Origin of the sequence: Streptomyces sp. NPDC048275 (assembly GCF_040652275.1) — a bacterium.
Taxonomy (GTDB): domain Bacteria; phylum Actinomycetota; class Actinomycetes; order Streptomycetales; family Streptomycetaceae; genus Streptomyces.
In genome coordinates, this window is sequence record NZ_JBEZLR010000002.1 from 32,439 (window position 1) to 52,896 (window position 20,458).

The following is a 20,458-nucleotide window of genomic DNA, read 5'->3' on the forward strand; positions in this document are numbered from 1 at the left end:
GCATGTGACATAGTACTGATGTGAGCAAGCGACTGACCTGCGACGTCGTGGTCGTCGGAGCCGGAATGGTGGGCGCGGCTTGCGCCTTGTACGCGGCGCGGGCGGGCCTGGACGTCGTCCTGGTGGACCGTGGTCCGGTGGCCGGCGGCACGACCGGCGCGGGTGAGGGGAATCTGCTCGTCTCCGACAAGGAGCCGGGGCCCGAGCTCGACCTCGCGCTGCTGTCGGGGCGCCTGTGGGCCGGTCTTGCCGAGTCGCTCGGGCAGGCGATCGAGTACGAGGCCAAGGGCGGTGTCGTCGTGGCCGCCGCACCCGAGGGGCTGGCCGCGCTGGAAGCCTTCGCGGCGGGGCAGCGGGCCGCCGGGGTCTGCGCGTTGTCGGTCGCGGCCGACCAACTCCACGACCTGGAGCCGCACTTGGCCCCCGGGCTCGCGGGCGGCGTGCTGTACCCGCAGGACGCCCAGGTGATGCCGGCGCTGGCCGCCGCGCACCTGGTGCGGGCGTCGGGCGCGCGGCTGCTGACCGGGTGGACCGTGACCGAGGTGCTGCGCACGGCGGAGGGCGCGGTGCGTGGGGTGCGGACCAGCCGGGGTGACATCCATGCCCCGGCCCTCGTCAACGCGGCCGGGACCTGGGGCTCGGCGGTGGCGGCGCTGGCGGGGGTCTCCCTGCCCGTCCTGCCCCGGCGCGGGTTCGTCCTCGTCACCGAGCCGCTGCCCCGGCTGGTGCGGCACAAGGTGTATGCCGCCGACTATGTGGCCGACGTGGCGAGCGACTCGGCCGCGCTGCAGACCTCGCCGGTCGTGGAGGGGACCGCGGCCGGGCCGATCCTGATCGGCGCGAGCCGTGAGCGGGTGGGCTTCGACCGCTCCTTCTCGCTGCCGGCCGTACGGGCCCTGGCCGCGGGGGCGACTCGGCTGTTCCCGTTCCTGTCGCAGGTGCGTGCGCTGCGTACGTACCTGGGGTTCCGCCCGTACATGCCCGACCATCTGCCCGCGATCGGGCCCGACCCCCGGGTGCCCGGCCTCTTCCACGCCTGCGGGCACGAGGGCGCGGGTATCGGGCTCGCCACCGGTACCGGTCACTTGATCGCGCAGATCCTCGCCGACAAGACGCCCGACCTCGACCTCGCGCCGTTCCGACCCGACCGCTTCCCCCAGGAGTCCGCGTGAATCCCCTGGAACTGGTTCAGGCCCAGCCCGGGCCCGCGTTCACGGTCACTCTCGACGGCCGTGACATCGAGGCGTTGCCGGGCCAGACCATTGCCGCCGCGCTGTGGGCGGCGGGCGTCACCTCCTGGCGCACCACTCGCGGGGCGGGCCGCCCGCGTGGCGTCTTCTGCGGCATCGGCGTCTGCTTCGACTGCCTCGTGACCGTCAACGACCGCTCCAACCAACGGGCCTGCCTCGTACCGGTCCGTCCGGGCGACACCATCCGCACCCAGGAAGGGACAGGCCACGATGACTGAGCGCCCGCACCTCGCGGTGATCGGTGCGGGGCCGGCGGGCCTCGCCGCCGCGCTGGCCGCGGCGGCGCGCGGCATCCGCGTGACGCTGGTCGACTCGGCGGGGGAGGCCGGGGGCCAGTTCTACCGCCAGCCGGCGGCCGGACTCGGGGCACGGCGGCCGAGGGCGCTGCACCACCAGTGGCGGACCTGGGAACGGCTGGCGCGTGGGCTCGCCAGAGAGGTGGAGGCGGGCACGATCGAGCATGCGACGGACCATCATGTGTGGCTCGTCGAGCACCGCGGGAAGACGCCCGGGGCGGGCGCGCTTCACGTGGAAGGGCCTGCCGCGTCCGGCGCGCAGGCCGCCCCCGCTGCGCGGAGCCCGCGGTCATTGCCCGGCGGCTTCGCTGTTCACGCCCTCCTCGGCCCTCTCCAGGAAGTCCCCGTCACCGTTCACGCCGACGCCGTCCTCCTCGCCACCGGAGGGTACGAGAAGGTCCTGCCCTTTCCCGGCTGGACTCTCCCCGGTGTCGTCACTGCCGGCGGTGTCCAGGCCATGCTCAAGGGCGGCCTCGTGGTGCCGGGACGGAGGGCTGTCGTGGCCGGCACCGGACCGTTGCTGCTGCCCGTGGCGACGGGGCTCGCCGCGGCCGGGGTCGATGTCGTCGCGCTCGTCGAGTCGGCCGATCCGAAGGCGTTCGTGCGGAAGGCGGGGGCGCTGGCAGCCCAGCCCGGCAAGGTCGCCGAGGGCGTACAGTACGTGGCCCAACTGCGGCGGCACCGCGTCGAGTTGCTCCCCCGGCATACGATCGTGGAAGCGCACGGCGGGGAGCGGCTCGTCGCCGTGACCGTGGCCGCGCTCGACGCCGACGGGCGCGTCAGGGGCAATACCGAGCGGCGTATCCCGTGCGACACGCTCGCCGTCGGGCACGGCATGCTGCCGCACACCGATCTCGCCGAGTCGCTCGGCTGCCGTATCGACGGGCTCAACGTCCATGTCGACGAGGAACAGCGGACCGACGTGCCCGGTGTATGGGCCGCCGGCGAGACCACCGGCATCGGCGGCGCCGCGCTCTCGCTCGCCGAGGGGCACATCGCGGGACGCTCGATCGCCGCCAGGCTGAACGGCGACGAACCCGACCCGCGCGGGTGGGCCCCGGCCGCCAAGTCCCGTACGAGAATGCGGGAGTTCTTCGCCGCGCTCGACACCGTGTACGCACCGCCCGCGCACTGGACGGACCAGGTCACCGACGACACCGTGGTGTGCCGCTGCGAGGAGGTCACCGGCGGTGAGATTCGCGAGGCCGTCGGCGAACTGGGCGCGGGTGACCTACGGACCGTGAAGCTGCTCACCCGCGCCGGCATGGGCTGGTGCCAGGGCCGGATGTGCGAGCCCGCGGTCGCGGGGCTAGCCGGGTGCGAACAGCTGCCCGCACGGCGGCTGTTGGCCCGGCCGGTGCCCCTGGGTGTCCTCGCCCGCGCCGGGGAGCCCGAGGGCGACTGACCCACGTGGTGCGGCACCTCGCCGTACCCCACAGTGAAATGTCACACCTTATTGAGAGGGGATCCGTACATGACCACCGATCCGCACATGACCACCACCGAGAACCGCCCCTGGCGTGGTGTCCTCGTCGCCACCGCGCTCCCGCTGAACGACGACCTCTCCGTGAACCACGACAAGTTCGCCGAACACTGCGCCTGGCTCGTCGAGAACGGCTGCGACGGTGTCGTACCGAACGGCTCCCTCGGTGAGTACCAGGTGCTCACGCCCGAGGAGCGGGCCAAGGTCGTCGAGACGGCGGTCGCGGCCATCGGCGGCTCCCGCGTGATGCCCGGCGTCGCCGCCTACGGCTCCGCCGAGTCCCGTCGCTGGGCCGAACAGGCCCGCGACGCCGGCTGCCGGTCCGTGATGCTGCTGCCGCCGAACGCCTACCGCGCCGACGAGCGCTCGGTCCTCGCCCACTACGAGGAGGTCGCCAAAGCGGGCATCCCGATCGTCGCGTACAACAACCCCATCGACACCAAGGTCGACCTGGTCCCCGAGCTGCTCGCGAAGCTCTACGACGAGGGGTACATCCACGCGGTCAAGGAGTTCTCCGGCGATGTGCGCCGCGCCTACCAGCTCGCCGAACTCGCCCCCGGACTCGACCTGTTGATCGGTGCCGACGACGTTCTCCTCGAACTCGCCGTCGCGGGCGCCAAGGGCTGGGTGGCCGGTTACCCGAACGCGCTGCCCGGCGCGAGCGTCGAGCTGTACCACGCCGCCGTCGCGGGCGACCTCGACAGGGCGGGCAAGCTCTACCGCCAGCTGCACGCGCTGCTGCGCTGGGACTCGAAGGTCGAGTTCGTGCAGGCCATCAAGCTGTCCATGGACATCGTCGGGCGTCATGGCGGCCCGGTCCGCCCGCCGCGCGTCCCGCTACTGCCCGAGCAGGAGGCCGCCGTCCGAGCCGCCACGGAGCGGGCCGTCACCGCCGGTCTCGCCTGACCCGCCTTCCACCGTCAGGAGTCAGTGATCCCATGCGCAGCAAACTCGTCCTGCACGCCGTCGACTCGCACACCGAGGGCATGCCCACCCGGGTGATCACCGGCGGCATCGGCACGGTCCCCGGCTCGACCATGAACGAGCGGCGGCTGTACTTCCGTGAGCACCGCGACGACATCAAGCAGCTCCTGATGAACGAGCCGCGCGGCCACTCCGCGATGAGCGGCGCCATCCTCCAGCCGCCGACCCGGCCCGACTGTGACTATGGCGTCATCTACATCGAGGTCTCGGGCTACCTCCCGATGTGCGGGCACGGCACCATCGGGGTCGCGACCGTGCTCGTGGAGACCGGCATGGTCGAGGTCGTCGAGCCGGTCACCACCATCCGGCTCGACACCCCGGCGGGCCTCGTCGTCGCCGAGGTCGCGGTCGAGGACGGCGCCGCCAAGGCCGTCACCTTGAAGAACGTGCCGTCCTTCTCCGCCGGCCTCGACCGCAAGGCCACGCTCGCCGACGGGAGGACGGTGACCTACGACCTGGCGTACGGCGGTAACTTCTACGCGATCCTGCCGCTGGAGCAGTTCGGGCTGCCCTTCGACCGGGCGCGCAAGGACGACATCCTGAAGGCAGGACTGGCACTGATGGACGCCATCAACGCCGAGGGCGAGCCCGTCCACCCCGAGGACCCGTCCATCCGCGGCTGCCACCACGTCCACCTGTACGCGCCGGGCGCGACCGCCCGCCACTCCCGGCACGCCATGGCGATCCACCCCGGCTGGTTCGACCGCTCACCCTGCGGTACGGGCACCAGCGCGCGCATGGCCCAGCTGCACGCCCGCGGCGAACTCCCGCTCCACACCGAGTTCGTGAACGAGTCCTTCATCGGGACGCAGTTCACCGGCCGGCTGCTCGGCACCACCGAGGTCGCCGGAATCCCCGCCGTGCTGCCCAGCTTCACGGGCCGCGCCTGGATCACCGGGACCGCCCAGTACCTGCTCGACCCCTCCGATCCGTTCCCGGCCGGATTCGTCCTGTAGGACCTTCCGGAGATACTGGTAGCGCGTGACATTGCATATGCCCGTACGAGGAGACACCCCCATGGCCGCCCAGCGCAGCAGCGCACCCTCCGCCGCTCCCGCCCTGCCGACGCTCGGCGGGAAGAAGAGCAGCTACCGCGAGCGCGTCGCCGACGCCCTGCGGGCCGCGCTGATCGCGGGCGAGCTGCGCGCGGGTGAGGTCTACTCCGCGCCGACACTCGCCGCCCGCTTCGGCGTCTCCGCCACCCCGGTGCGCGAGGCCATGCTCGACCTCGCCAAGGAGGGCCTGGTCGACACCGTGCCCAACAAGGGCTTCCGGGTCACCGCCGTCTCCGAGAAGCAGCTCGACGAGTACACGCACATCCGGGCGCTCATCGAGATCCCCACCACCGTGGAACTGGCCACCACCGCGGACCCCGTCTCCTTGGAGGCGCTGCGCCCGGCCGCCCGGGAGATCGTGACCGCGGCGGCGGCCGGCGACCTCATCGCGTACATCGAGGCGGACATCCGCTTCCATCTGGGTCTCCTTGCCCTCGCGGGCAACGCGCACCTGGTGGAGGTCGTCGGCGACCTGCGTAAGCGCTCCCGTCTCTATGGCCTCAACGCCCTCGTCGAGGCGGGCCGCCTGCGGGACTCCGCGGAGGAGCACCTCGAACTCCTCGACGCGCTCCTCGACCGCGACCAGGACGCCGTACGCGAAGTGATGACCCGTCACTTGGGCCATGTCCGAGGCCTCTGGGCCGCTCGCCGACCCGGCTGATCCACCGGCAGGGGATCCGGTCGATCCACTCGTACGGGATCCAGCCGATCCATCTGCAACTACGCAAGCCACTTGCATATCTTGCGATATTCTTGCGCGCATGACGCGACGACTTGCTCAGGTGGCGAAGAAGGTCGGGGTCAGCGAGGCCACGGTCAGCCGGGTGCTCAACGGCAAGCCCGGAGTCTCCGATTCCACCCGGCAGGCGGTGCTCTCCGCACTGGACGTGCTCGGCTACGAGAGGCCCACGCAACTGCGCGGTGTACGCGCTCGGCTCGTGGGCCTCGTGCTGCCCGAGCTGCAGAACCCGATCTTCCCGGCGTTCGCCGAAGTGATCGGCGGGGCGCTCGCGCAGCTCGGTCTCACCCCGGTGCTGTGCACCCAGACCAAAGGCGGCGTCTCCGAGGCGGACTACGTGGAGCTGCTGCTCCAACAGCAGGTCTCCGGCGTGGTGTTCGCGGGCGGTCTGTACGCGCAGGCGGACGCGCCGCACGACCACTACCGGCAGCTCGCGGACCGCAACATCCCCGTGGTGCTGGTGAACGCGGCCATCGAGCACCTCGGGTTCCCCTGCGTCTCCTGCGACGACGCCGTCGCCGTCGAGCAGGCCTGGCGCCACCTGGACTCGCTCGGCCACGAGCGCATCGGGCTTGTCCTCGGCCCCGGCGACCACATGCCCTCGGGGCGCAAGCTCGCGGCGGCGCGCGCACTCGCCCCCGACCTGCCCGACGAGCACGTCGCCCGGGCCATGTTCTCCCTGGAGGGCGGACAGGCCGCGGCCACCCGGCTGCTCGACCGGGGTGTCACCGGCATCATCTGCGCCAGCGACCCCCTCGCGCTCGGCGCCGTACGGGCCGCCCGCCGCAAGGGACTCTCCGTCCCGGGCGAGGTCTCCGTGGTCGGCTACGACGACTCGGCGTTCATGAACTGCACCGAGCCCCCGCTGACCACCGTGCGCCAGCCCATCGAGGCCATGGGGCGCGCTGCCGTCGAGCTGCTGAACGCGCAGATCGGCGGCAGCAGTGTCACCGCCGAAGAGCTTTTGTTCGAGCCGGAGTTGGTGGTGCGAGGGTCCACTGCGCAAGCACCTCGCCACTGAGATACGCGTGGCTGTCAAATAATTCCATATTCTGCGCGACATCTTGCGGACCGATGTCGCCGGTGCTTGAGTGTGCGGCGCCCACCGCTCCAGGCCACGGGTCGCCAAAGGGTTCCACCCGCTCCTGCCCAAAGGGGTCCACCGATGAGAAGCACCGGGTTCCGCCGTACCTTCATCACGCTCATGGCGTGTTCTTTCGCGCTCACCGCCACCGCCTGCGGTTCGAGCGACGACACGGCCGACGGAAAGACGCGTATCACCGTCAACTGCATGCCGCCCAAGAGCGCCAAGGTCGACCGCTCGTTCTTCGAGGCCGACATCAAGGCCTTCGAGAAGGCCAACCCGGACATCGACGTCGTCGCACATGACGCGTTCCCGTGTCAGGACCCCAAGACGTTCGACGCCAAGCTGGCCGGAGGCCAGATGGAGGACGTCTTCTACACCTACTTCACCGACGCCAAGCACGTCGTGGACATCAACCAGGCCGCGGACATCACGAGTTACGTCAAGGACCTCAAGAGCTACGACACCATCCAGCAGCAGCTGCGCGACATCTACACCGTCGACGGCAAGATCTACGGCGTCCCGCGCACCGGCTACTCGATGGGCCTGATCTACAACAAGAAGCTCTTCGAGCAGGCGGGCCTCGACCCGGAGAAGCCCCCGGCGACCTGGGAGGAACTGCGCGCGGCCGCCAAGGCGATAGCCGGGCTCGGCAACGGCACCGTCGGATACGCCGACTACAGCGCCCAGAACCAGGGCGGCTGGCACTTCACCGCCGAGCTCTACTCACAGGGCGGCGACGTCGTCAGCGAGGACGGCAAGAAGGCCACCATCGACACCCCCGAGGGCAAGGCCGTCCTGCAGAACCTCAAGGACATGCGCTGGACCGACAACTCCATGGGCAGCAAGCAGCTCCTCGTCATCAACGACGTCCAGCAGATGATGGGCTCCGGGAAGCTCGGCATGTACCTCTCCGCGCCGGACAACATCCCGATCCTGGTCAAGGAGAAGGGCGGCAACTACAACGACCTCGCCCTCGCTCCCATGCCCGGCGGCCAGGGCACGCTCATCGGCGGCGACGGCTACATGTTCAACAAGAAGGCGACGCCCGAGCAGATCAAGGCGGGCCTGAAGTGGCTCGACTCGATGTTCCTCACCCCCGGCGACGGCTTCCTCGGCGACTACGCCCGCGCCAAGCAGAACGACGCGCCCGTCGGCCTGCCCGAGCCCCGCCTGTTCACCGGCGCCGCAGACGACAAGGATCAGCAGGTCAAGGAGGCCAACGCCAATGTCCCGGTGGAGAACTACCAGGCCTTCCTCGACGGCAACCAGAGCCTGGAGATGAAGATCGAGCCGCCGCAAGCCCAGCAGATCTACTCGGTCCTGGACGGCGCGGTCTCCGCGGTGCTCACCAAGAAGGACGCCGACGTCGACAAGCTCCTGAGCGACGCGTCCGGCAAGATCGACTCCATTCTGGCCCGGGGCTGACACCGTTCATGGAGACCGCATCGAAGCCCGCGGTGCCTCCACCGACGGCTGTACGGCGGGTGGAGGCGCCCAGGCCCGGACCGCAACGGCCGCCGCTGCGGCGGCGCCTGGCCGACCAGTCGCGGGCGTACGGCTTCCTCATCGGCGGCCTGCTCTGCTTCGCGCTGTTCTCCTGGTACCCGGCGATCCGCGCGGTCGTGATCGCCTTCCAGAAGTACACGCCGGGGGCGGAGGCGGAATGGGTCGGCACCGAGAACTTCACCCGCGTCTTCCACGACCCGGAGTTCGCGGCCGCCTGGCGCAACACCCTGACCTTCACGCTCCTCGCCCTGCTCATCGGCTTCGCCGTCCCCTTCGTGATGGCGCTGGTGCTGAACGAACTCCGGCACGCGAAGGCCGTCTTCAGAGTCGTGGTCTATCTGCCGGTGATGATTCCGCCGGTGGTCAGCGCGCTGCTCTGGAAATGGTTCTACGATCCCGGAGCGGGCCTGGCGAACGAGGCGCTGCGCTTCCTGCACCTGCCCACCTCGAACTGGTCCAACGGCGCCGACACCGCCCTCGTCTCCCTCGTCATCGTCGCCACCTGGGCGAACCTCGGCGGCACCGTCCTCATCTACCTGGCCGCGCTGCAGAGCATCCCCGGTGAGCTGTACGAGGCCGCCGAGCTGGACGGCGCGAACATCTGGCAGCGCGTCCGCCATGTGACGATCCCGCAGACCCGCTTCATCATCCTCATGCTGATGCTGCTGCAGATCATCGCCACCATGCAGATCTTCACCGAACCGTTCGTGATCACGGGCGGTGGCCCGGAGAACGCGACCGTGACGGTCCTGTACCTGATCTACAAGTACGCCTTTCTCTACAACGACTTCGGAGGAGCCTGCGCCCTGAGCGTCATGCTTCTCGCTCTGCTCAGCGCGTTCTCCGCGCTCTATCTGAGGCTGACCCGCTCCGGAGGTGAGGACTCATGAGCACCCGCACACTCGTCTCACCGCTCACCCTGGCCCGCCGCCGCGGCAAAGCCCTCTACTGGACGGTCTTTTCGGGCGTGGTGCTGCTCTTCGCGCTCGCCTTCCTCTTCCCCGTCTACTGGATGGTCACCGGCGCCATGAAGTCGCCGGACGAGGTCGCCCGCACACCCCCGACGCTCGTCCCCGACCGGTGGAGCATCAGCGGCTACACCGACGCCTGGGACCTGATGGACCTGCCCACCCACCTCTGGAACACGGTGGTGCAGGCCACCGGCGCCTGGTTTCTCCAACTCGTCTTCTGTACGGCCGCCGCGTACGCCCTGTCCAAACTGAAGCCCGCCTTCGGCAAGATCGTCCTCGGCGGCATCCTCGCCACCCTGATGGTCCCCGCCCAGGCACTGGTCGTCCCGAAGTACCTGACGGTCGCCGACCTCCCGATCGTCCACGTGAGCCTGCTCAACGACCCGCTCGGCATCTGGCTGCCCGCCGTGGCCAACGCCTTCAACCTCTACCTGCTCAAGCGCTTCTTCGACCAGATCCCGCGCGACGTCCTGGAGGCCGCCGAGATCGACGGCGCCGGCCGGCTGCGCACCCTCTGGTCGATCGTGCTGCCCATGTCCAGGCCGGTCCTGGGAGTCGTGTCGATCTTCGCCCTGGTCGCCGTCTGGCAGGACTTCCTCTGGCCGCTGATGGTCTTCTCCGACACCGACAAACAGCCCATCAGCGTGGCCCTCGTCCAGCTGTCGCAGAACATCCCGCTGACCGTGCTGCTCGCCGCGATGGTGATCGCCAGCATCCCCATGGTGGCGATGTTCCTGGTGTTCCAGCGGCACATCATCGCCGGGATCAGCGCGGGCAGCACGAAGGGCTGACCCCACCCCCTTCCAGAGCTTCACAGAAAGGTAGGCACCGTGGGACAGCATTCCCCTGCCCGCACCCAGGGCGAATGGTGGCGCTCCGCCGTCATCTACCAGGTGTACGTCCGCAGCTTCGCGGACGGCGACGGCGACGGCACCGGCGACCTCGCGGGCGTCCGCGCCAAACTTCCCTACCTCGCCGAACTCGGTGTGGACGCCCTGTGGTTCAACCCCTGGTATCTGTCACCCATGGCCGACGGCGGCTACGACGTCGCCGACTACCGCGCCATCGACCCGGCCTTCGGAACGCTCGCCGAGGCGGAGAAACTCATCGCCGAAGCACGGGAGTTGGGCATTCGCACCCTCGTCGACATCGTGCCGAACCACGTCTCCGACCGGCACGCCTGGTTCCGCGCGGCCCTCGCGGCCGGCCCCGGCAGCCCGGAGCGCGCGCTGTTCCACTTCCGCCCCGGACGCGGCGCACACGGCGAGCTCCCGCCCAACGACTGGCCGTCGCAGTTCGCGGGCTCCACCGAACCCGTCTGGACCCGGCTGCCCGACGGCGACTGGTACCTCCACCTGTTCACCCCCGAGCAGCCCGACCTCAACTGGGCGCACCCGGCCGTCCGGCAGGAACACGAGGACGTCCTGCGCTTCTGGTTCGAACGGGGCGTGGCCGGCGTCCGCATCGACTCGGCCGCGCTGCCCGCGAAGGACCCGGACCTGCCCGACTTCGTCGAGGACCGCGACCCGCACCCCTTTGTCGACCGCGACGAACTCCACGACATCTACCGTTCCTGGCGCACGGTCGCCGATGCCTACGACGGCATCTTCGTCGGCGAGGTCTGGCTGCCCGACAGCGAGCGCTTCGCCCGCTATCTGCGTCCCGACGAGCTGCACACCGCTTTCAACTTCTCTTTCCTGTCCTGCCCTTGGGACGCCGGACGGCTGCGTACGTCGATCGACGAGACCCTGGCCGAGCACGCCCCGGTCGGCGCGCCCGCCACCTGGGTGCTGTGCAACCACGATGTGACGCGCACGGTCACCCGCTACGGCCGCACGGACACCGGCTTCGACTTCGCCACCAAGGTCTTCGGCACCCCCACCGACCTCGCCCTCGGCACCCGGCGTGCCCGCGCCGCCGCCCTGCTCTCACTCGCCCTGCCCGGCGCCGTCTATGTCTACCAGGGGGAGGAACTCGGCCTGCCCGAGGCGGAGATACCGCGCGACCGTATCCAGGACCCGATGCACTTCCGCTCCGGTGGCACCGACCCGGGCCGGGACGGGTGCAGGGTCCCGCTGCCGTGGACCGCCTCGTCGCCCCACGCGGGCTTCGGCGGTGAGCCCTGGCTTCCGCAACCCGCGGGCTGGCCGGCCTACGCGGCCGACCACCAGGCAGCCGACCCCGCTTCGATGCTCGTCCTCTACCGCGAGGCGCTCCGCATCCGCCGAACCGAGCCCGGCTTCGGCGACGGCCCGCTGACCTGGCTGCCCACCCCTGACGGCGTCCTCGCCTTCGCCCGCACGGACGGCACGCTCTGCGTGGTCAATCTCTCCGACACCCCCGCCGAACTCCCCGACCACACCCAACTCCTCCTCACCAGCGGCCCCTTGGACGCCGAGGGCCACCTCCCCCAGGACACGGCGGCCTGGCTGCGCACCTGACACCGCAGCCCGGCCGGCGGACCGGATCAGCGAGGTGGAGGCGTATCCGTCTTGAGGTCGGAGGGCGTTCCCCGCTTCGCCGCCTGGATCTGCTCGTACACATGGGTCCGTAGCTCGGCGAAGCGCGGGGCGACCCGGGTGTGCAACTGATCGCGCTCGTCCGGGAGATCAACCTTCAGCTGCTCCTGGACCACGGTGGGGGAGGCGGACAGGACGACCACCCGCTCACCCAGGTACACGGCCTCGTCGATGTCGTGCGTGACGAACAGGATCGTGATCCCGCGCTCCCGCCACAGCCCCCGGACGAGGTCCTCCAGATCGGCCCGCGTCTGAGCGTCCACCGCCGCGAACGGCTCGTCCATCAGCAGCACATCGGGCTGGTACGCCAGCGCGCGGGCGATGGCGACCCGCTGCTGCATACCGCCGGACAGCTGCCACGGATACGCCCCGGCGGCATCCGAGAGTCCGACCGACTTCAGCGCGTCCGCGACCAGTTCGCGCCGCCGTGACTTACTCAAGTCCTTCTGTTTCAGCGGTAGTTCGACGTTCTCCCCGACCCGCATCCAGGGAAACAGGCTGCGCCCGTACTCCTGGAACACGAACGCCATCCCGGGCGGCGGACCGCTCACCGGCCGGCCCGCGAGCAGCACCTCGCCCGCCGTCGGGGTGAGGAGCCCGCCCATGCACTTCAGCAGGGTCGTCTTGCCGCATCCCGACGGACCGACCAGACAGACCAGTTCACCGGCGTCGACGGTGAAGGTGAGATCGCGGACCGCCTCGACCCGGCGCCCCGAACCCTCGTAGACCTTCCTCAGGCCGCGTACGTCGAGCATGGACCGCCCTTTCATGAGCTTCACGAGGACCGCCGGGTGGAGCGCAGACCGTGGTACCAGCCGAGCACACGCCGCTCGACCAGTTGGAAGACGACGGAGAGCAGGAAGCCGAGCAGACCGAGGACGAGGATCCCGGTCCACATGTCGGGGATCGCGAAGCCGCGCTGGAACTGCACGATGGTGAAGCCGAGGCCGTTGCTGGCCGCGAACATCTCGCTGATGACCATCAGGATGATGCCGATGGAGAGGGCCTGGCGCAGGCCCGCGAAGATCTGTGGGCTCGCCGAGGGCAGCACCACGGTCCGCAGTCGGGCGACGCCCGTGATGCCGTACGACCGCGCCGTCTCCGCCATCACGGAGTCGACCGCCCGTACCCCCTCCACGGTGTTGAGCAGGATCGGCCAGACGCAGCCACTGGCGATCACGGCGATCTTCATGGTGTCGCCGATGCCCGCGAACAGCATGATGACGGGGATGAGGACGGGTGGCGGCACCGCGCGCAGGAACTCCAGGACCGGTTCGCACACGGCCCGCACCCGGCGGTACGAGCCGATGACCGTGCCCAGCGCCACGCCCACGACGGCCGCCGACAGGTAACCGGCGAGCAGACGCGTCACGCTGGGCAGGACGTCGGCGCGCAGCCGCTCGCCCGTCCAGACGTCCGGGAAGGTCTTCAGGATCGTGCGCAGGGGCGGCCAGTAGATGTCGGTGCTGCCGTCGGAGGCCAGCCACCAGCCGGTGACGAGCAGGGCGGGCACGGCGATGACGAAGAGGATCCGCGCCAGGACCCGCAGCAGGATCCCTCTCACACCGTCACCTCCGCGCGCACCGACTGGTGCCAGGCCAGCGCCCGCCGCTCCACCGCGCGGGCGCCCACGTTGATCACGAGGCCCAGCAGACCGGTGACCACCACCAGCGCGTACATGTCCGGGACGGCCCCCGAGGTCTGGGCGACCGCGATCCGCGCGCCCAATCCCGGTGCCCCGATGACGAGTTCGGTGGTGACGGCGAGAATGAGGGCGACCGCGGCGGCCAGCCGGACACCCGTCATGACGTACGGCAGCGCCGTGGGCCACAGGACGTGCCGTACGCGGGCCCAGGTGCCGAGGCCGTAGGAGCGGGCCGTCTCCTCCGCGACCGGGTCGACGTCCTGGACGCCGTACAGGACCTGAACGAGGACCTGCCAGAAGGAGGCGTACACGACGAGGAGGAGGACGGAGCGGAGTTCGCTGCCGTAGAGGAGGACGGCGACGGGGATGAGGGCGACGGAGGGGATCGGGCGGAGGAACTCGATCGTCGAGGCCGTGGCCTCCCGCAGATACGGCACGACCGAGACGACCAGGCCCACGGCGACGCCCGCGCCGACCGCGATCACCAGGCCCAGCGCCCAGCCGGTGAGGGTGTCGCCGAGGGCGGTCCAGAAGGCGTCGTCGTTGACCTCCTGCCCGAGCGCGTCGGCGATGCGGCTGGTCGGCGGGAAGTAGGCCTCCTTGACGAGACCGAGCCGCGGCACCGCCTCGCCCAGGGCGAGGAAGGCCGCGAGCCCGGCCGCACCCAGTACGGCGTTCAGCCCCCTCACGGCAGCAACTTGTCCAGGTCGGGCGCCGACTTGAACAGCCCGTCCTGCTCGCCCAGCTTCTCCAGCGCCTCGATCGACGCCCTGTTCGGTTCGGCCGGCCACTTCGGCAGGATCACCTGCGCCAGCACGTCGGCGGGGATCTTCGTGTACGTGGTGACGGTCTCGCGGACCTCGTCCGGGTGGGCGTCGGCGTAGGCGAGGGACTCGGCCGTGGCCTCCTGGAACTTCTTCACCACGTCCGGGTTCTGCTGCGCGTACTGCGTGGACGTGAAGTACATCGCGACGGTCAGGCCCTCCGCGACGTCGACCAGGGGTGAGGCGATCTCGCGCGCCCCCTGGCTCTTGACGGTGGCCAGGGCCGGCTCGACCACCATGGCGGCATCGATCTGGCCGCCGTCCAGGGCAGCGGGCATCTGGTCGAAGGCGAGTTCGACGAAGTTCACCTTGTCGGGATCGCCGCCCGCCTTGCGCACCGACTCACGCACCGCGGTCTCGTTGATGTTCTTGAGGGTGTTGATGGCGACCTTCTTGCCCTCGAGGTCCTTCGCCGACTTCACCGGGCTGTCCTTCTTCACCGTGAGGGCGCCGAAGTCCTTGCCCTGGGCGCCCGTTGAGGCGATGCCGTTGGCGACGGCCTGTACGGGCACGCTGTTGGACTGGGCGACCATCAGCGAGGTCATGTTGGAGAACCCGAACTGGAACTGACCGCTGGTCACGCCCGGCACGATCGCCGCGCCGCCCTGTGCGGTCGTCATGGACAGCTTCAGGCCCCGCTTGCTGTAGAAGCCCTTCTCCTGGCCCAGGTAGAGGGGCGCGACATCGACGATGGGGATGATTCCCACCTTGACCGTGGTGGTACCGCCGGACGACGTGCCCTTGTCCGATGTTCCGGAGTCGTCGGACGAGCCACAGGCCGACGCGGCGACCAGCAAGGCTCCGACCGCGAGACCGGCGAACAGACGACGCATGGCTCCTCCTGTGCAGACGACAGTGTTCCGACAGGCTGTGCGCACACCGCACAATGGTGCTCAGCGGGAAAAGTAGAGCCCTCGTAACCCCGAGGTCAATGGCTATGGCTGACAATATTGTTGACAGTTATCGAAGCGTGTTCCTGACGTGCGCGGATCGCGCACGCCGTGCGTCCAATTGGAGGCGACGATGCCTGCCGCAGCACGCGCACCGCATTTCGTCCGGTCCTTCGAGCGCGGCCTCGCGGTCATCCGCGCCTTCGACGCCGACCACCCGGAACTGACGCTCAGTGAAGTGGCGCGCCGCTGCGAGGTGACCCGCGCGGCGGCCCGCCGCTTCCTGCTGACGCTCGTCGACCTCGGATACGTGAACTCGGACGGCCGGATGTTCCGGCTCACCCCACGCGTGCTGGAACTCGGCTACTCCTACCTCTCCGGCTTCACCCTGCCGAGGATCGCCGAACCGCATCTGGAGCAACTCGTCGACCACGTAGGGGAATCGTCGTCCCTGTGCGTACTCGACGGCGACGACATCGTGTACGTGGCGCGGGTGCCCGCACATCGCATCATGACCGCGACGATCACCCTCGGCACCCGCTTCCCGGCCCACGTCACCTCCGTGGGCCGGGCGATCCTCGCGCAGCTGCCGGACGAGGAGATCGAAGCCCGGCTGTCCCGCGTCGAGTTACGGCCCCTGACCGCCCGCACCATCGTCTCGGCACAGCAGTTGCGGGCCGAGCTGCACCGCGTACGGCGTCAGGGATACGCCCTCGTCGACCAGGAGTTGGAGGAGGGACTGCGCTCGGTAGCCGCCCCGGTGCGGGACCGGGACGGCGAGGTGGTGGCGGCCGTGAACATCCCGGTGCACGCGGGCCGCAACTCGGCCGCGTCCGTACGCCGCGAGCTGCTGCCCCAACTCCTCACCACGGTCGCACGGATCGAAGCCGATCTCCGGATGTCTACAGGTCGAGCACGAGCCGCTTCCCCCGGCAGCGGGAGACACAGATGAGCATGGTCTCGCCCGCCGCCCGCTCCTCCTCGGTCAGCACCGAGTCCCGGTGGTCCGGGGTGCCTTCGACGATCTCCGTCTCGCAGGTCCCACAGGTGCCTTCGGTGCAGGAGAAGAGCACCTCGACACCCGCGGCGCGCACGGTGTCGAGCACGGAGACGTCCGCGGGCACGGTCAGCGTGCGGCCGGTGCGCGCGAGCTCCACCTCGAACTCGCGGTCCGCGCCCGTGTCCTGAACCTTCGGCTGGAAGCGCTCGACGCGCAGCAGCCCGGTGGGACACCGCTCCTCCACGGCGTCCAGCAGCGCGCCGGGCCCGCAGCAGTAGACGAGGGTGCCCTCGCGGACCCCGGTGAGCACGGAGTCGAGGTCCAGCAGCCCGCTCTCGTCCTGGGGAGCGATCGTCACCCGATCCCCGTACCGGCCCAACTCCTCGGTGAAAGCCATGGAGTTGCGCGTTCGCCCGCCGTAGAGCAGCGTCCACTCCGCGCCCGCGGCCTCCGCGGCGGCGAGCATCGGCAGGATCGGCGTGATGCCGATGCCGCCCGCGACGAAGCGGTAGCGAGGGGCGGGCGCGAGGGCGAAGTGGTTGCGCGGACCGCGCACGCGGACCGTGTAGCCGTGGTCCAACTTCTCGTGCACGTAGGACGATCCACCGCGCCCGTCCGGCTCCCGCAACACCGCGATCCGCCACGCCTGACGGTCCGCCGGATCGCCGCACAGTGAGTACTGCCGCTCCAGCTCGGGCCCGAGTACGACGTCGACATGGGCGCCCGGCTCCCAGCCGGGGAGTTCCTCGCCGAGCGGGTGGCGCAAGGTGAGCGCGAGCACCCCGTCGGCCGTGAACTCTCGCTGCTGGACGATGAGTTCGGCCTCGTACAACTCGGTCATTGTCCGCTTCCTCGGGGCGTGTGACCGTCGGGGTGGGCGAGCATCCACTCCCACATCTCGATCGGGTCCTGGGCGGTGTGCTCGGCGCCGCAGTGACAGGTGCCGTGCAGGACGTCCGTGCCCGGCAGCCAGTCGATGCGGTAGATCTCGCCCGTGGGGGACGTCACTGGACCTTCTCCATCGGCTTGTCGCCCTCCTCGACCAGCCGGGCGAGGATGCGGCGGGCGGCGAGGCCGCCGGTGTCGATGTTGATGCTCAGCTCCTGGTAACCGGTCCGCTCGGTGCCGAGGGTCTTCTGCAGCAGATTCAGTGCGTCGACGTCCTGCATGACGACCGTGTGGTTGAAGTCCCGCAGAAACGTGCTGACTTCCTCGTCCTCGCGGGCGAAGTCCCGGGAGACCGCCCAGAAGTCGTAGACATGGCCGTCGCGCGACGGCGTGATCGCGTACGTGATCTCGGTGTGGAAGCCGTTCGGATCGCTGCCGTCCGCCTCGGGAAGCACCCCGACCGGGGCGATCCGGCTGTGCAGCAGATACAGGCACGGAGCGTGGTACTCGATGTCCTGCCAGCGGGTGATCCGGCCCTCGATGCCGGTCGAGCGGGCGTAGAACGGCGGACACTCGGCGTCGTCCATGTGCCGGCTGACCCGCACGATGCCCGCGCCCTCGTCGACCTCGGTGGTGATCGGCGTCTCGGCGACCTCGGGCGTGCCGATGTAGCCGCCGTGCAGATAGGTCTCGTGGGAGAGGTCGAGGAGGTTGTCGACGAGGAGTCCGTAGTCGGCGTCGATGGGCTCCATGCCGCAGACGGTGACCCAGTCGGGGGAGTCGAGGTGCCGGGCGCGCGGAATGGCCCCCGGGTCGGCGAGCGCCGGGTCGCCGATCCAGACCCAGATCAGGGAGTCCTGTTCGACCACCGGGTAGGAGGCGACACGGGCCGTGCGCGGTATGCGTTTTTGGCCCGGCACGTACACGCAGCTGCCCGTCGTGTCGTAGGTGAACCCGTGGTACCCGCACACGATCCGGTCGCCGTCGAGCCGACTCTCCGAGAGCGGGAAGCGCCGGTGCACGCACCGGTCGGCCAGCGCGACGGCCGTCCCGTCGTCCTCGGTCCGGTAGAAGACGAGCGGCTCGTCGAGAAGCGTCCGCCCGAGCAGCTCACGCCCGACCTCGTGCGAGTAGGCGGCGACGTACCACTGGTTCCTGGCGAAGGCGGTCATGTGAGGCATGGCTGCGGCTCCCGTCTGTCTGCGGTGGTGGCATCGTCCGGAAGGGCGCCACAGCATCGCAATACCACTTCCGCCTCACGGAAGAGAATCGGTGAACCGCCTGGTCAGAGCGCGCACTGTGCAGGGCCCGTTCTGGGTTGCGTGGATCGCCTGTCCTGGCTCCCAAGCAACCTGGGACAGGCCCACCTCGTCAGCGTTCCCGCGCCCCGCCGGAACCCGGAGTCGATCAGTGGTACTCCCGGTGCTCTCCGGTGCCGCCGCAGGTCACGCAATTCTCGAACCAGTTTCCGGCGCCCACGACTTGGCCTGTGCCATGGCAACTCACGCATCCCCGCCGGCGTTTCCGCGCCGCCTCCTTCGCCCGGTCTCCGGCCGCCCACTCGTTGACCCACCGGTTGGTCCGCTGCCACAGCGAAGGATTCTCGAGCCGCTTCAGCGCCTTGGTGTACTCGTGGCGGGCGGTGGCGAGGTCACGCAGGGTCTCCAGGTTCTGTCGGGTGCTCGGCATGCTGCGTATCTGCGTCTCGAGTTCGTCGATGCGCGCGAGTTTGTCTTGGCAGTACCGGATCTGCTCCGCCGGTGTGAGGTTCTCGAATGCCATGGTCTGGGCGTCTCCCATCGGGCTGCGGTGGTCAGGACAGGTCGTCGGCCAGCTCGACCAGGGCGACGCGCGCCGCAACGATCAGGCACAGCAGGCCCGGTGCGGGTGACACGACATCATTCACCTGCCCGAGGAACGGGATCGCCGCCGCGATCGCCCCGTCCTCGGGGCGCACGAGCAGCACCCGATCACGGTCCGGTAGTGCCAGGAAACGCCGGTCGGCGACGCGGACGACGGTGGCGCGCTGCTCGTGCGCGCCGGCCGCTATCCACCGGCGCGCCCCCGACGAATCGACCCAGTGCACACCAAGGTGCGGCATGGAGGCGTACATCGACGCCGTCGTCGACGCACTGACGAAGTAACGCCGGCCATGGCCGTCACCGCAACGTCCCCCCGCCACCCGTCCGTCGACGGCCGCGTCCCGGACGGGCGCGGCCGCGGTGACGGCCGTGCTCGTCCTTCTGGTCGCGGCCCTCGCAGTCGTCGACATCACCCAGGGCACCGCCGCCGTCGGACCGGCCGAGGTGTTCAAGGCCCTGACCGGGCAGGCCGATCCGGCCGACGCCTCGGTCGTGATCGCCTCCCGGCTGCCGCGGATGACCGACGGCATTCTGGTCGGTGTCATCCTCGGCGTGGCGGGCGCCGTGCTGCAGGCCGTCAGCCGCAACGTGCTCGCCTCTCCCGATATCCTCGCGGTGAACGCCGGTTCGTACCTGGCGCTCGGCCTGGTCGGCGCCACCGGCGTCTCGCTCCCGTTGCTCGCCTCCTCCAGGGTCGCCTTTGTCGGCGGACCCGCTCGCCGAACCGGGGGTGTTGGGTGTCTCCGGAGGAGCCGCGCTGGGCGCGGTACTGCTCGTCACCACCGCACCCGGCGCCGGTCCTGGAGCGTCGCGGGGGCCGCGTTCGCGGGCGCCGCGGTGGCCTCCGTGGTCGTCTGCGGGCTCGCCGCCCCGGGCGGCTACCAGCAGAACCGGCTGGTTCTCGTCGGTATCGGCGTGGCCGCCGGTACCACGGCGCTGATCAGCCTGCTCATCGTGCTCACCGATCCGTTCAACGCCACGAAGGCGCTGACCTGGCTGTCCGGTTCGACGTACGGCCGGACCATGCCGGACGTCCTGCCCGTCGCACTCGTGCTGATGCCGGGCCTTGTCGTCGCGGTCGCCCGGCGCACCGAGCTGGACCTCGTCTCCCTGGACGGGGACACACCGAGGCTCCTCGGCCTGCGGCTGTCCCGGGCCAGGCTCGGGTTCCTGGTGGTGAGCGTCCTGCTCAGCGCGACCGCCGTCGCCTCGGCCGGCACCATCGGTTTCGTGGGCCTCGTGGCGCCGCACGCGGCACGTGCCCTTGTGGGCCGGCGGCACGTACGGGTGGTGCCGGTCGCCGTCCTCCTCGGTGCCGCGCTCGTCTGTACGGCCGACCTGCTCGGCCGCACGGTCATCGCCCCCTCCCAGCTGGGCGCCGGCTTGATGACAGCGGTGATCGGCACGTCGTACTTCCTGTATCTGCTGGTACGGAGCCGACGGTAGCCCGGCGGGACCG

At 70.1% G+C, this 20,458-nt stretch carries 22 protein-coding genes; 13 read left to right on the forward strand and 9 right to left on the reverse strand.

Annotated elements, in window-relative coordinates; translation table 11 throughout:
• Positions 1 to 20 precede the first annotated feature (20 nt).
• From AB0D57_RS01475 to AB0D57_RS01525, 11 genes are all read left to right on the forward strand, one after another.
• Complete coding sequence (locus tag AB0D57_RS01475; protein WP_362065748.1) at positions 21 to 1,172, forward strand: FAD-binding oxidoreductase; 1,152 nt, start codon at positions 21 to 23, stop codon at positions 1,170 to 1,172.
• Positions 1,169 to 1,468: a (2Fe-2S)-binding protein gene (locus AB0D57_RS01480; protein ID WP_362065750.1), complete on the forward strand. Its 300-nt coding sequence runs from the start codon at positions 1,169 to 1,171 to the stop codon at positions 1,466 to 1,468. The genes AB0D57_RS01475 and AB0D57_RS01480 overlap by 4 nt, the downstream gene beginning before the upstream one ends.
• Positions 1,461 to 2,951 carry an NAD(P)/FAD-dependent oxidoreductase gene (locus AB0D57_RS01485; protein WP_362065752.1) on the forward strand — a complete coding sequence of 497 codons (1,491 nt, stop codon included), beginning with the start codon at positions 1,461 to 1,463 and terminating at the stop codon, positions 2,949 to 2,951. Before AB0D57_RS01480 ends, AB0D57_RS01485 begins: the two co-directional genes overlap by 8 nt.
• 87 nt (positions 2,952 to 3,038) lie before the next feature.
• Complete coding sequence (locus tag AB0D57_RS01490) at positions 3,039 to 3,935, forward strand: dihydrodipicolinate synthase family protein (RefSeq protein WP_362066161.1); 897 nt, start codon at positions 3,039 to 3,041, stop codon at positions 3,933 to 3,935.
• 32 nt (positions 3,936 to 3,967) lie between these two features.
• Positions 3,968 to 4,969, forward strand: a complete 1,002-nt coding sequence (locus AB0D57_RS01495; protein WP_362065754.1) for a proline racemase family protein — start codon at positions 3,968 to 3,970, stop codon at positions 4,967 to 4,969.
• Between the two features lie 61 nt (positions 4,970 to 5,030).
• On the forward strand, positions 5,031 to 5,729 hold the full coding sequence (locus AB0D57_RS01500; protein WP_362065756.1) for a GntR family transcriptional regulator: 699 nt from the start codon (positions 5,031 to 5,033) through the stop codon (positions 5,727 to 5,729).
• 100 nt (positions 5,730 to 5,829) lie between these two features.
• The gene (locus AB0D57_RS01505; RefSeq protein ID WP_362065758.1) at positions 5,830 to 6,828 is read left to right on the forward strand and encodes a LacI family DNA-binding transcriptional regulator; all 999 of its coding nucleotides are present in this window, start codon (positions 5,830 to 5,832) and stop codon (positions 6,826 to 6,828) included.
• A gap of 144 nt (positions 6,829 to 6,972) precedes the next feature.
• Entirely contained in the window at positions 6,973 to 8,319 is a 1,347-nt protein-coding gene (locus AB0D57_RS01510; RefSeq protein ID WP_362065760.1) for a sugar ABC transporter substrate-binding protein, read from the forward strand.
• 8 nt (positions 8,320 to 8,327) lie between these two features.
• The gene (locus AB0D57_RS01515; RefSeq protein WP_362065762.1) at positions 8,328 to 9,290 is read left to right on the forward strand and encodes a sugar ABC transporter permease; all 963 of its coding nucleotides are present in this window, start codon (positions 8,328 to 8,330) and stop codon (positions 9,288 to 9,290) included.
• Positions 9,287 to 10,162, forward strand: a complete 876-nt coding sequence (locus AB0D57_RS01520; protein WP_362065764.1) for a carbohydrate ABC transporter permease — start codon at positions 9,287 to 9,289, stop codon at positions 10,160 to 10,162. Before AB0D57_RS01515 ends, AB0D57_RS01520 begins: the two co-directional genes overlap by 4 nt.
• A 39-nt stretch (positions 10,163 to 10,201) precedes the next feature.
• Entirely contained in the window at positions 10,202 to 11,812 is a 1,611-nt protein-coding gene (locus AB0D57_RS01525) for a glycoside hydrolase family 13 protein (RefSeq protein WP_362065766.1), read from the forward strand.
• Between the two features lie 26 nt (positions 11,813 to 11,838).
• On the opposite strand, the gene AB0D57_RS01530 is transcribed toward AB0D57_RS01525, so the two are convergent.
• Genes AB0D57_RS01530 through AB0D57_RS01545 form a run of 4 tightly spaced genes read right to left on the reverse strand, consistent with a single transcriptional unit; the run spans position 11,839 to position 15,192 of the window.
• On the reverse strand, positions 11,839 to 12,645 hold the full coding sequence (locus AB0D57_RS01530) for an ABC transporter ATP-binding protein (RefSeq protein WP_362065768.1): 807 nt from the start codon (positions 12,643 to 12,645) through the stop codon (positions 11,839 to 11,841).
• A gap of 20 nt (positions 12,646 to 12,665) precedes the next feature.
• Positions 12,666 to 13,442 carry an ABC transporter permease gene (locus AB0D57_RS01535; RefSeq protein WP_362066163.1) on the reverse strand — a complete coding sequence of 259 codons (777 nt, stop codon included), beginning with the start codon at positions 13,440 to 13,442 and terminating at the stop codon, positions 12,666 to 12,668.
• Between the two features lie 8 nt (positions 13,443 to 13,450).
• Entirely contained in the window at positions 13,451 to 14,224 is a 774-nt protein-coding gene (locus tag AB0D57_RS01540; RefSeq protein ID WP_362065770.1) for an ABC transporter permease subunit, read from the reverse strand.
• On the reverse strand, positions 14,221 to 15,192 hold the full coding sequence (locus AB0D57_RS01545; protein WP_362065772.1) for an ABC transporter substrate-binding protein: 972 nt from the start codon (positions 15,190 to 15,192) through the stop codon (positions 14,221 to 14,223). Before AB0D57_RS01545 ends, AB0D57_RS01540 begins: the two co-directional genes overlap by 4 nt.
• Before the next feature lie 190 nt (positions 15,193 to 15,382).
• Here AB0D57_RS01545 and AB0D57_RS01550 point away from each other — a divergent pair, with 190 nt between their 5' ends.
• Entirely contained in the window at positions 15,383 to 16,201 is an 819-nt protein-coding gene (locus tag AB0D57_RS01550) for an IclR family transcriptional regulator C-terminal domain-containing protein (protein WP_362065774.1), read from the forward strand.
• On the opposite strand, the gene AB0D57_RS01555 is transcribed toward AB0D57_RS01550, so the two are convergent.
• From AB0D57_RS01555 to AB0D57_RS01575, 5 genes are all read right to left on the reverse strand, one after another.
• Positions 16,152 to 17,090 (reverse strand): PDR/VanB family oxidoreductase, encoded by a 939-nt coding sequence (locus tag AB0D57_RS01555; RefSeq protein ID WP_362065776.1) that lies wholly within the window; start codon positions 17,088 to 17,090, stop codon positions 16,152 to 16,154. The genes AB0D57_RS01550 and AB0D57_RS01555 overlap by 50 nt on opposite strands.
• Positions 17,087 to 17,257, reverse strand: coding sequence for a hypothetical protein (locus AB0D57_RS01560; RefSeq protein WP_362065778.1), 171 nt, complete (start codon positions 17,255 to 17,257; stop codon positions 17,087 to 17,089). Before AB0D57_RS01560 ends, AB0D57_RS01555 begins: the two co-directional genes overlap by 4 nt.
• Complete coding sequence (locus AB0D57_RS01565) at positions 17,254 to 18,318, reverse strand: aromatic ring-hydroxylating dioxygenase subunit alpha (RefSeq protein ID WP_362065780.1); 1,065 nt, start codon at positions 18,316 to 18,318, stop codon at positions 17,254 to 17,256. Before AB0D57_RS01565 ends, AB0D57_RS01560 begins: the two co-directional genes overlap by 4 nt.
• A gap of 226 nt (positions 18,319 to 18,544) precedes the next feature.
• Positions 18,545 to 18,919, reverse strand: a complete 375-nt coding sequence (locus AB0D57_RS01570; RefSeq protein ID WP_362065782.1) for a hypothetical protein — start codon at positions 18,917 to 18,919, stop codon at positions 18,545 to 18,547.
• Between the two features lie 31 nt (positions 18,920 to 18,950).
• Entirely contained in the window at positions 18,951 to 19,238 is a 288-nt protein-coding gene (locus tag AB0D57_RS01575) for a hypothetical protein (protein ID WP_362065784.1), read from the reverse strand.
• Between the two features lie 130 nt (positions 19,239 to 19,368).
• Here AB0D57_RS01575 and AB0D57_RS01580 point away from each other — a divergent pair, with 130 nt between their 5' ends.
• Positions 19,369 to 20,445, forward strand: coding sequence for an iron chelate uptake ABC transporter family permease subunit (locus AB0D57_RS01580; protein ID WP_362065786.1), 1,077 nt, complete (start codon positions 19,369 to 19,371; stop codon positions 20,443 to 20,445).
• Positions 20,446 to 20,458 lie beyond the last annotated feature (13 nt).

What these genes read in the sequence shown, in the direction of transcription:
- AB0D57_RS01485 (WP_362065752.1), top strand. Translation starts at nt 1,461, where the DNA reads ATGACTGAGCGCCCGCACCTCGCGGTGATCGGTGCGGGGCCGGCGGGC.
- AB0D57_RS01490 (WP_362066161.1), top strand. Translation starts at nt 3,039, where the DNA reads ATGACCACCACCGAGAACCGCCCCTGGCGTGGTGTCCTCGTCGCCACC.
- AB0D57_RS01495 (WP_362065754.1), top strand. Translation starts at nt 3,968, where the DNA reads ATGCGCAGCAAACTCGTCCTGCACGCCGTCGACTCGCACACCGAGGGC.
- AB0D57_RS01500 (WP_362065756.1), top strand. Translation starts at nt 5,031, where the DNA reads ATGGCCGCCCAGCGCAGCAGCGCACCCTCCGCCGCTCCCGCCCTGCCG.
- AB0D57_RS01505 (WP_362065758.1), top strand. Translation starts at nt 5,830, where the DNA reads ATGACGCGACGACTTGCTCAGGTGGCGAAGAAGGTCGGGGTCAGCGAG.
- AB0D57_RS01510 (WP_362065760.1), top strand. Translation starts at nt 6,973, where the DNA reads ATGAGAAGCACCGGGTTCCGCCGTACCTTCATCACGCTCATGGCGTGT.
- AB0D57_RS01515 (WP_362065762.1), top strand. Translation starts at nt 8,328, where the DNA reads ATGGAGACCGCATCGAAGCCCGCGGTGCCTCCACCGACGGCTGTACGG.
- AB0D57_RS01520 (WP_362065764.1), top strand. Translation starts at nt 9,287, where the DNA reads ATGAGCACCCGCACACTCGTCTCACCGCTCACCCTGGCCCGCCGCCGC.
- AB0D57_RS01530 (WP_362065768.1), bottom strand. Translation starts at nt 12,645, where the DNA reads ATGCTCGACGTACGCGGCCTGAGGAAGGTCTACGAGGGTTCGGGGCGC.
- AB0D57_RS01545 (WP_362065772.1), bottom strand. Translation starts at nt 15,192, where the DNA reads ATGCGTCGTCTGTTCGCCGGTCTCGCGGTCGGAGCCTTGCTGGTCGCC.
- AB0D57_RS01550 (WP_362065774.1), top strand. Translation starts at nt 15,383, where the DNA reads ATGCCTGCCGCAGCACGCGCACCGCATTTCGTCCGGTCCTTCGAGCGC.
- AB0D57_RS01555 (WP_362065776.1), bottom strand. Translation starts at nt 17,090, where the DNA reads ATGACCGAGTTGTACGAGGCCGAACTCATCGTCCAGCAGCGAGAGTTC.
- AB0D57_RS01565 (WP_362065780.1), bottom strand. Translation starts at nt 18,318, where the DNA reads ATGCCTCACATGACCGCCTTCGCCAGGAACCAGTGGTACGTCGCCGCC.
- AB0D57_RS01570 (WP_362065782.1), bottom strand. Translation starts at nt 18,919, where the DNA reads ATGGCATTCGAGAACCTCACACCGGCGGAGCAGATCCGGTACTGCCAA.
- AB0D57_RS01575 (WP_362065784.1), bottom strand. Translation starts at nt 19,238, where the DNA reads ATGCCGCACCTTGGTGTGCACTGGGTCGATTCGTCGGGGGCGCGCCGG.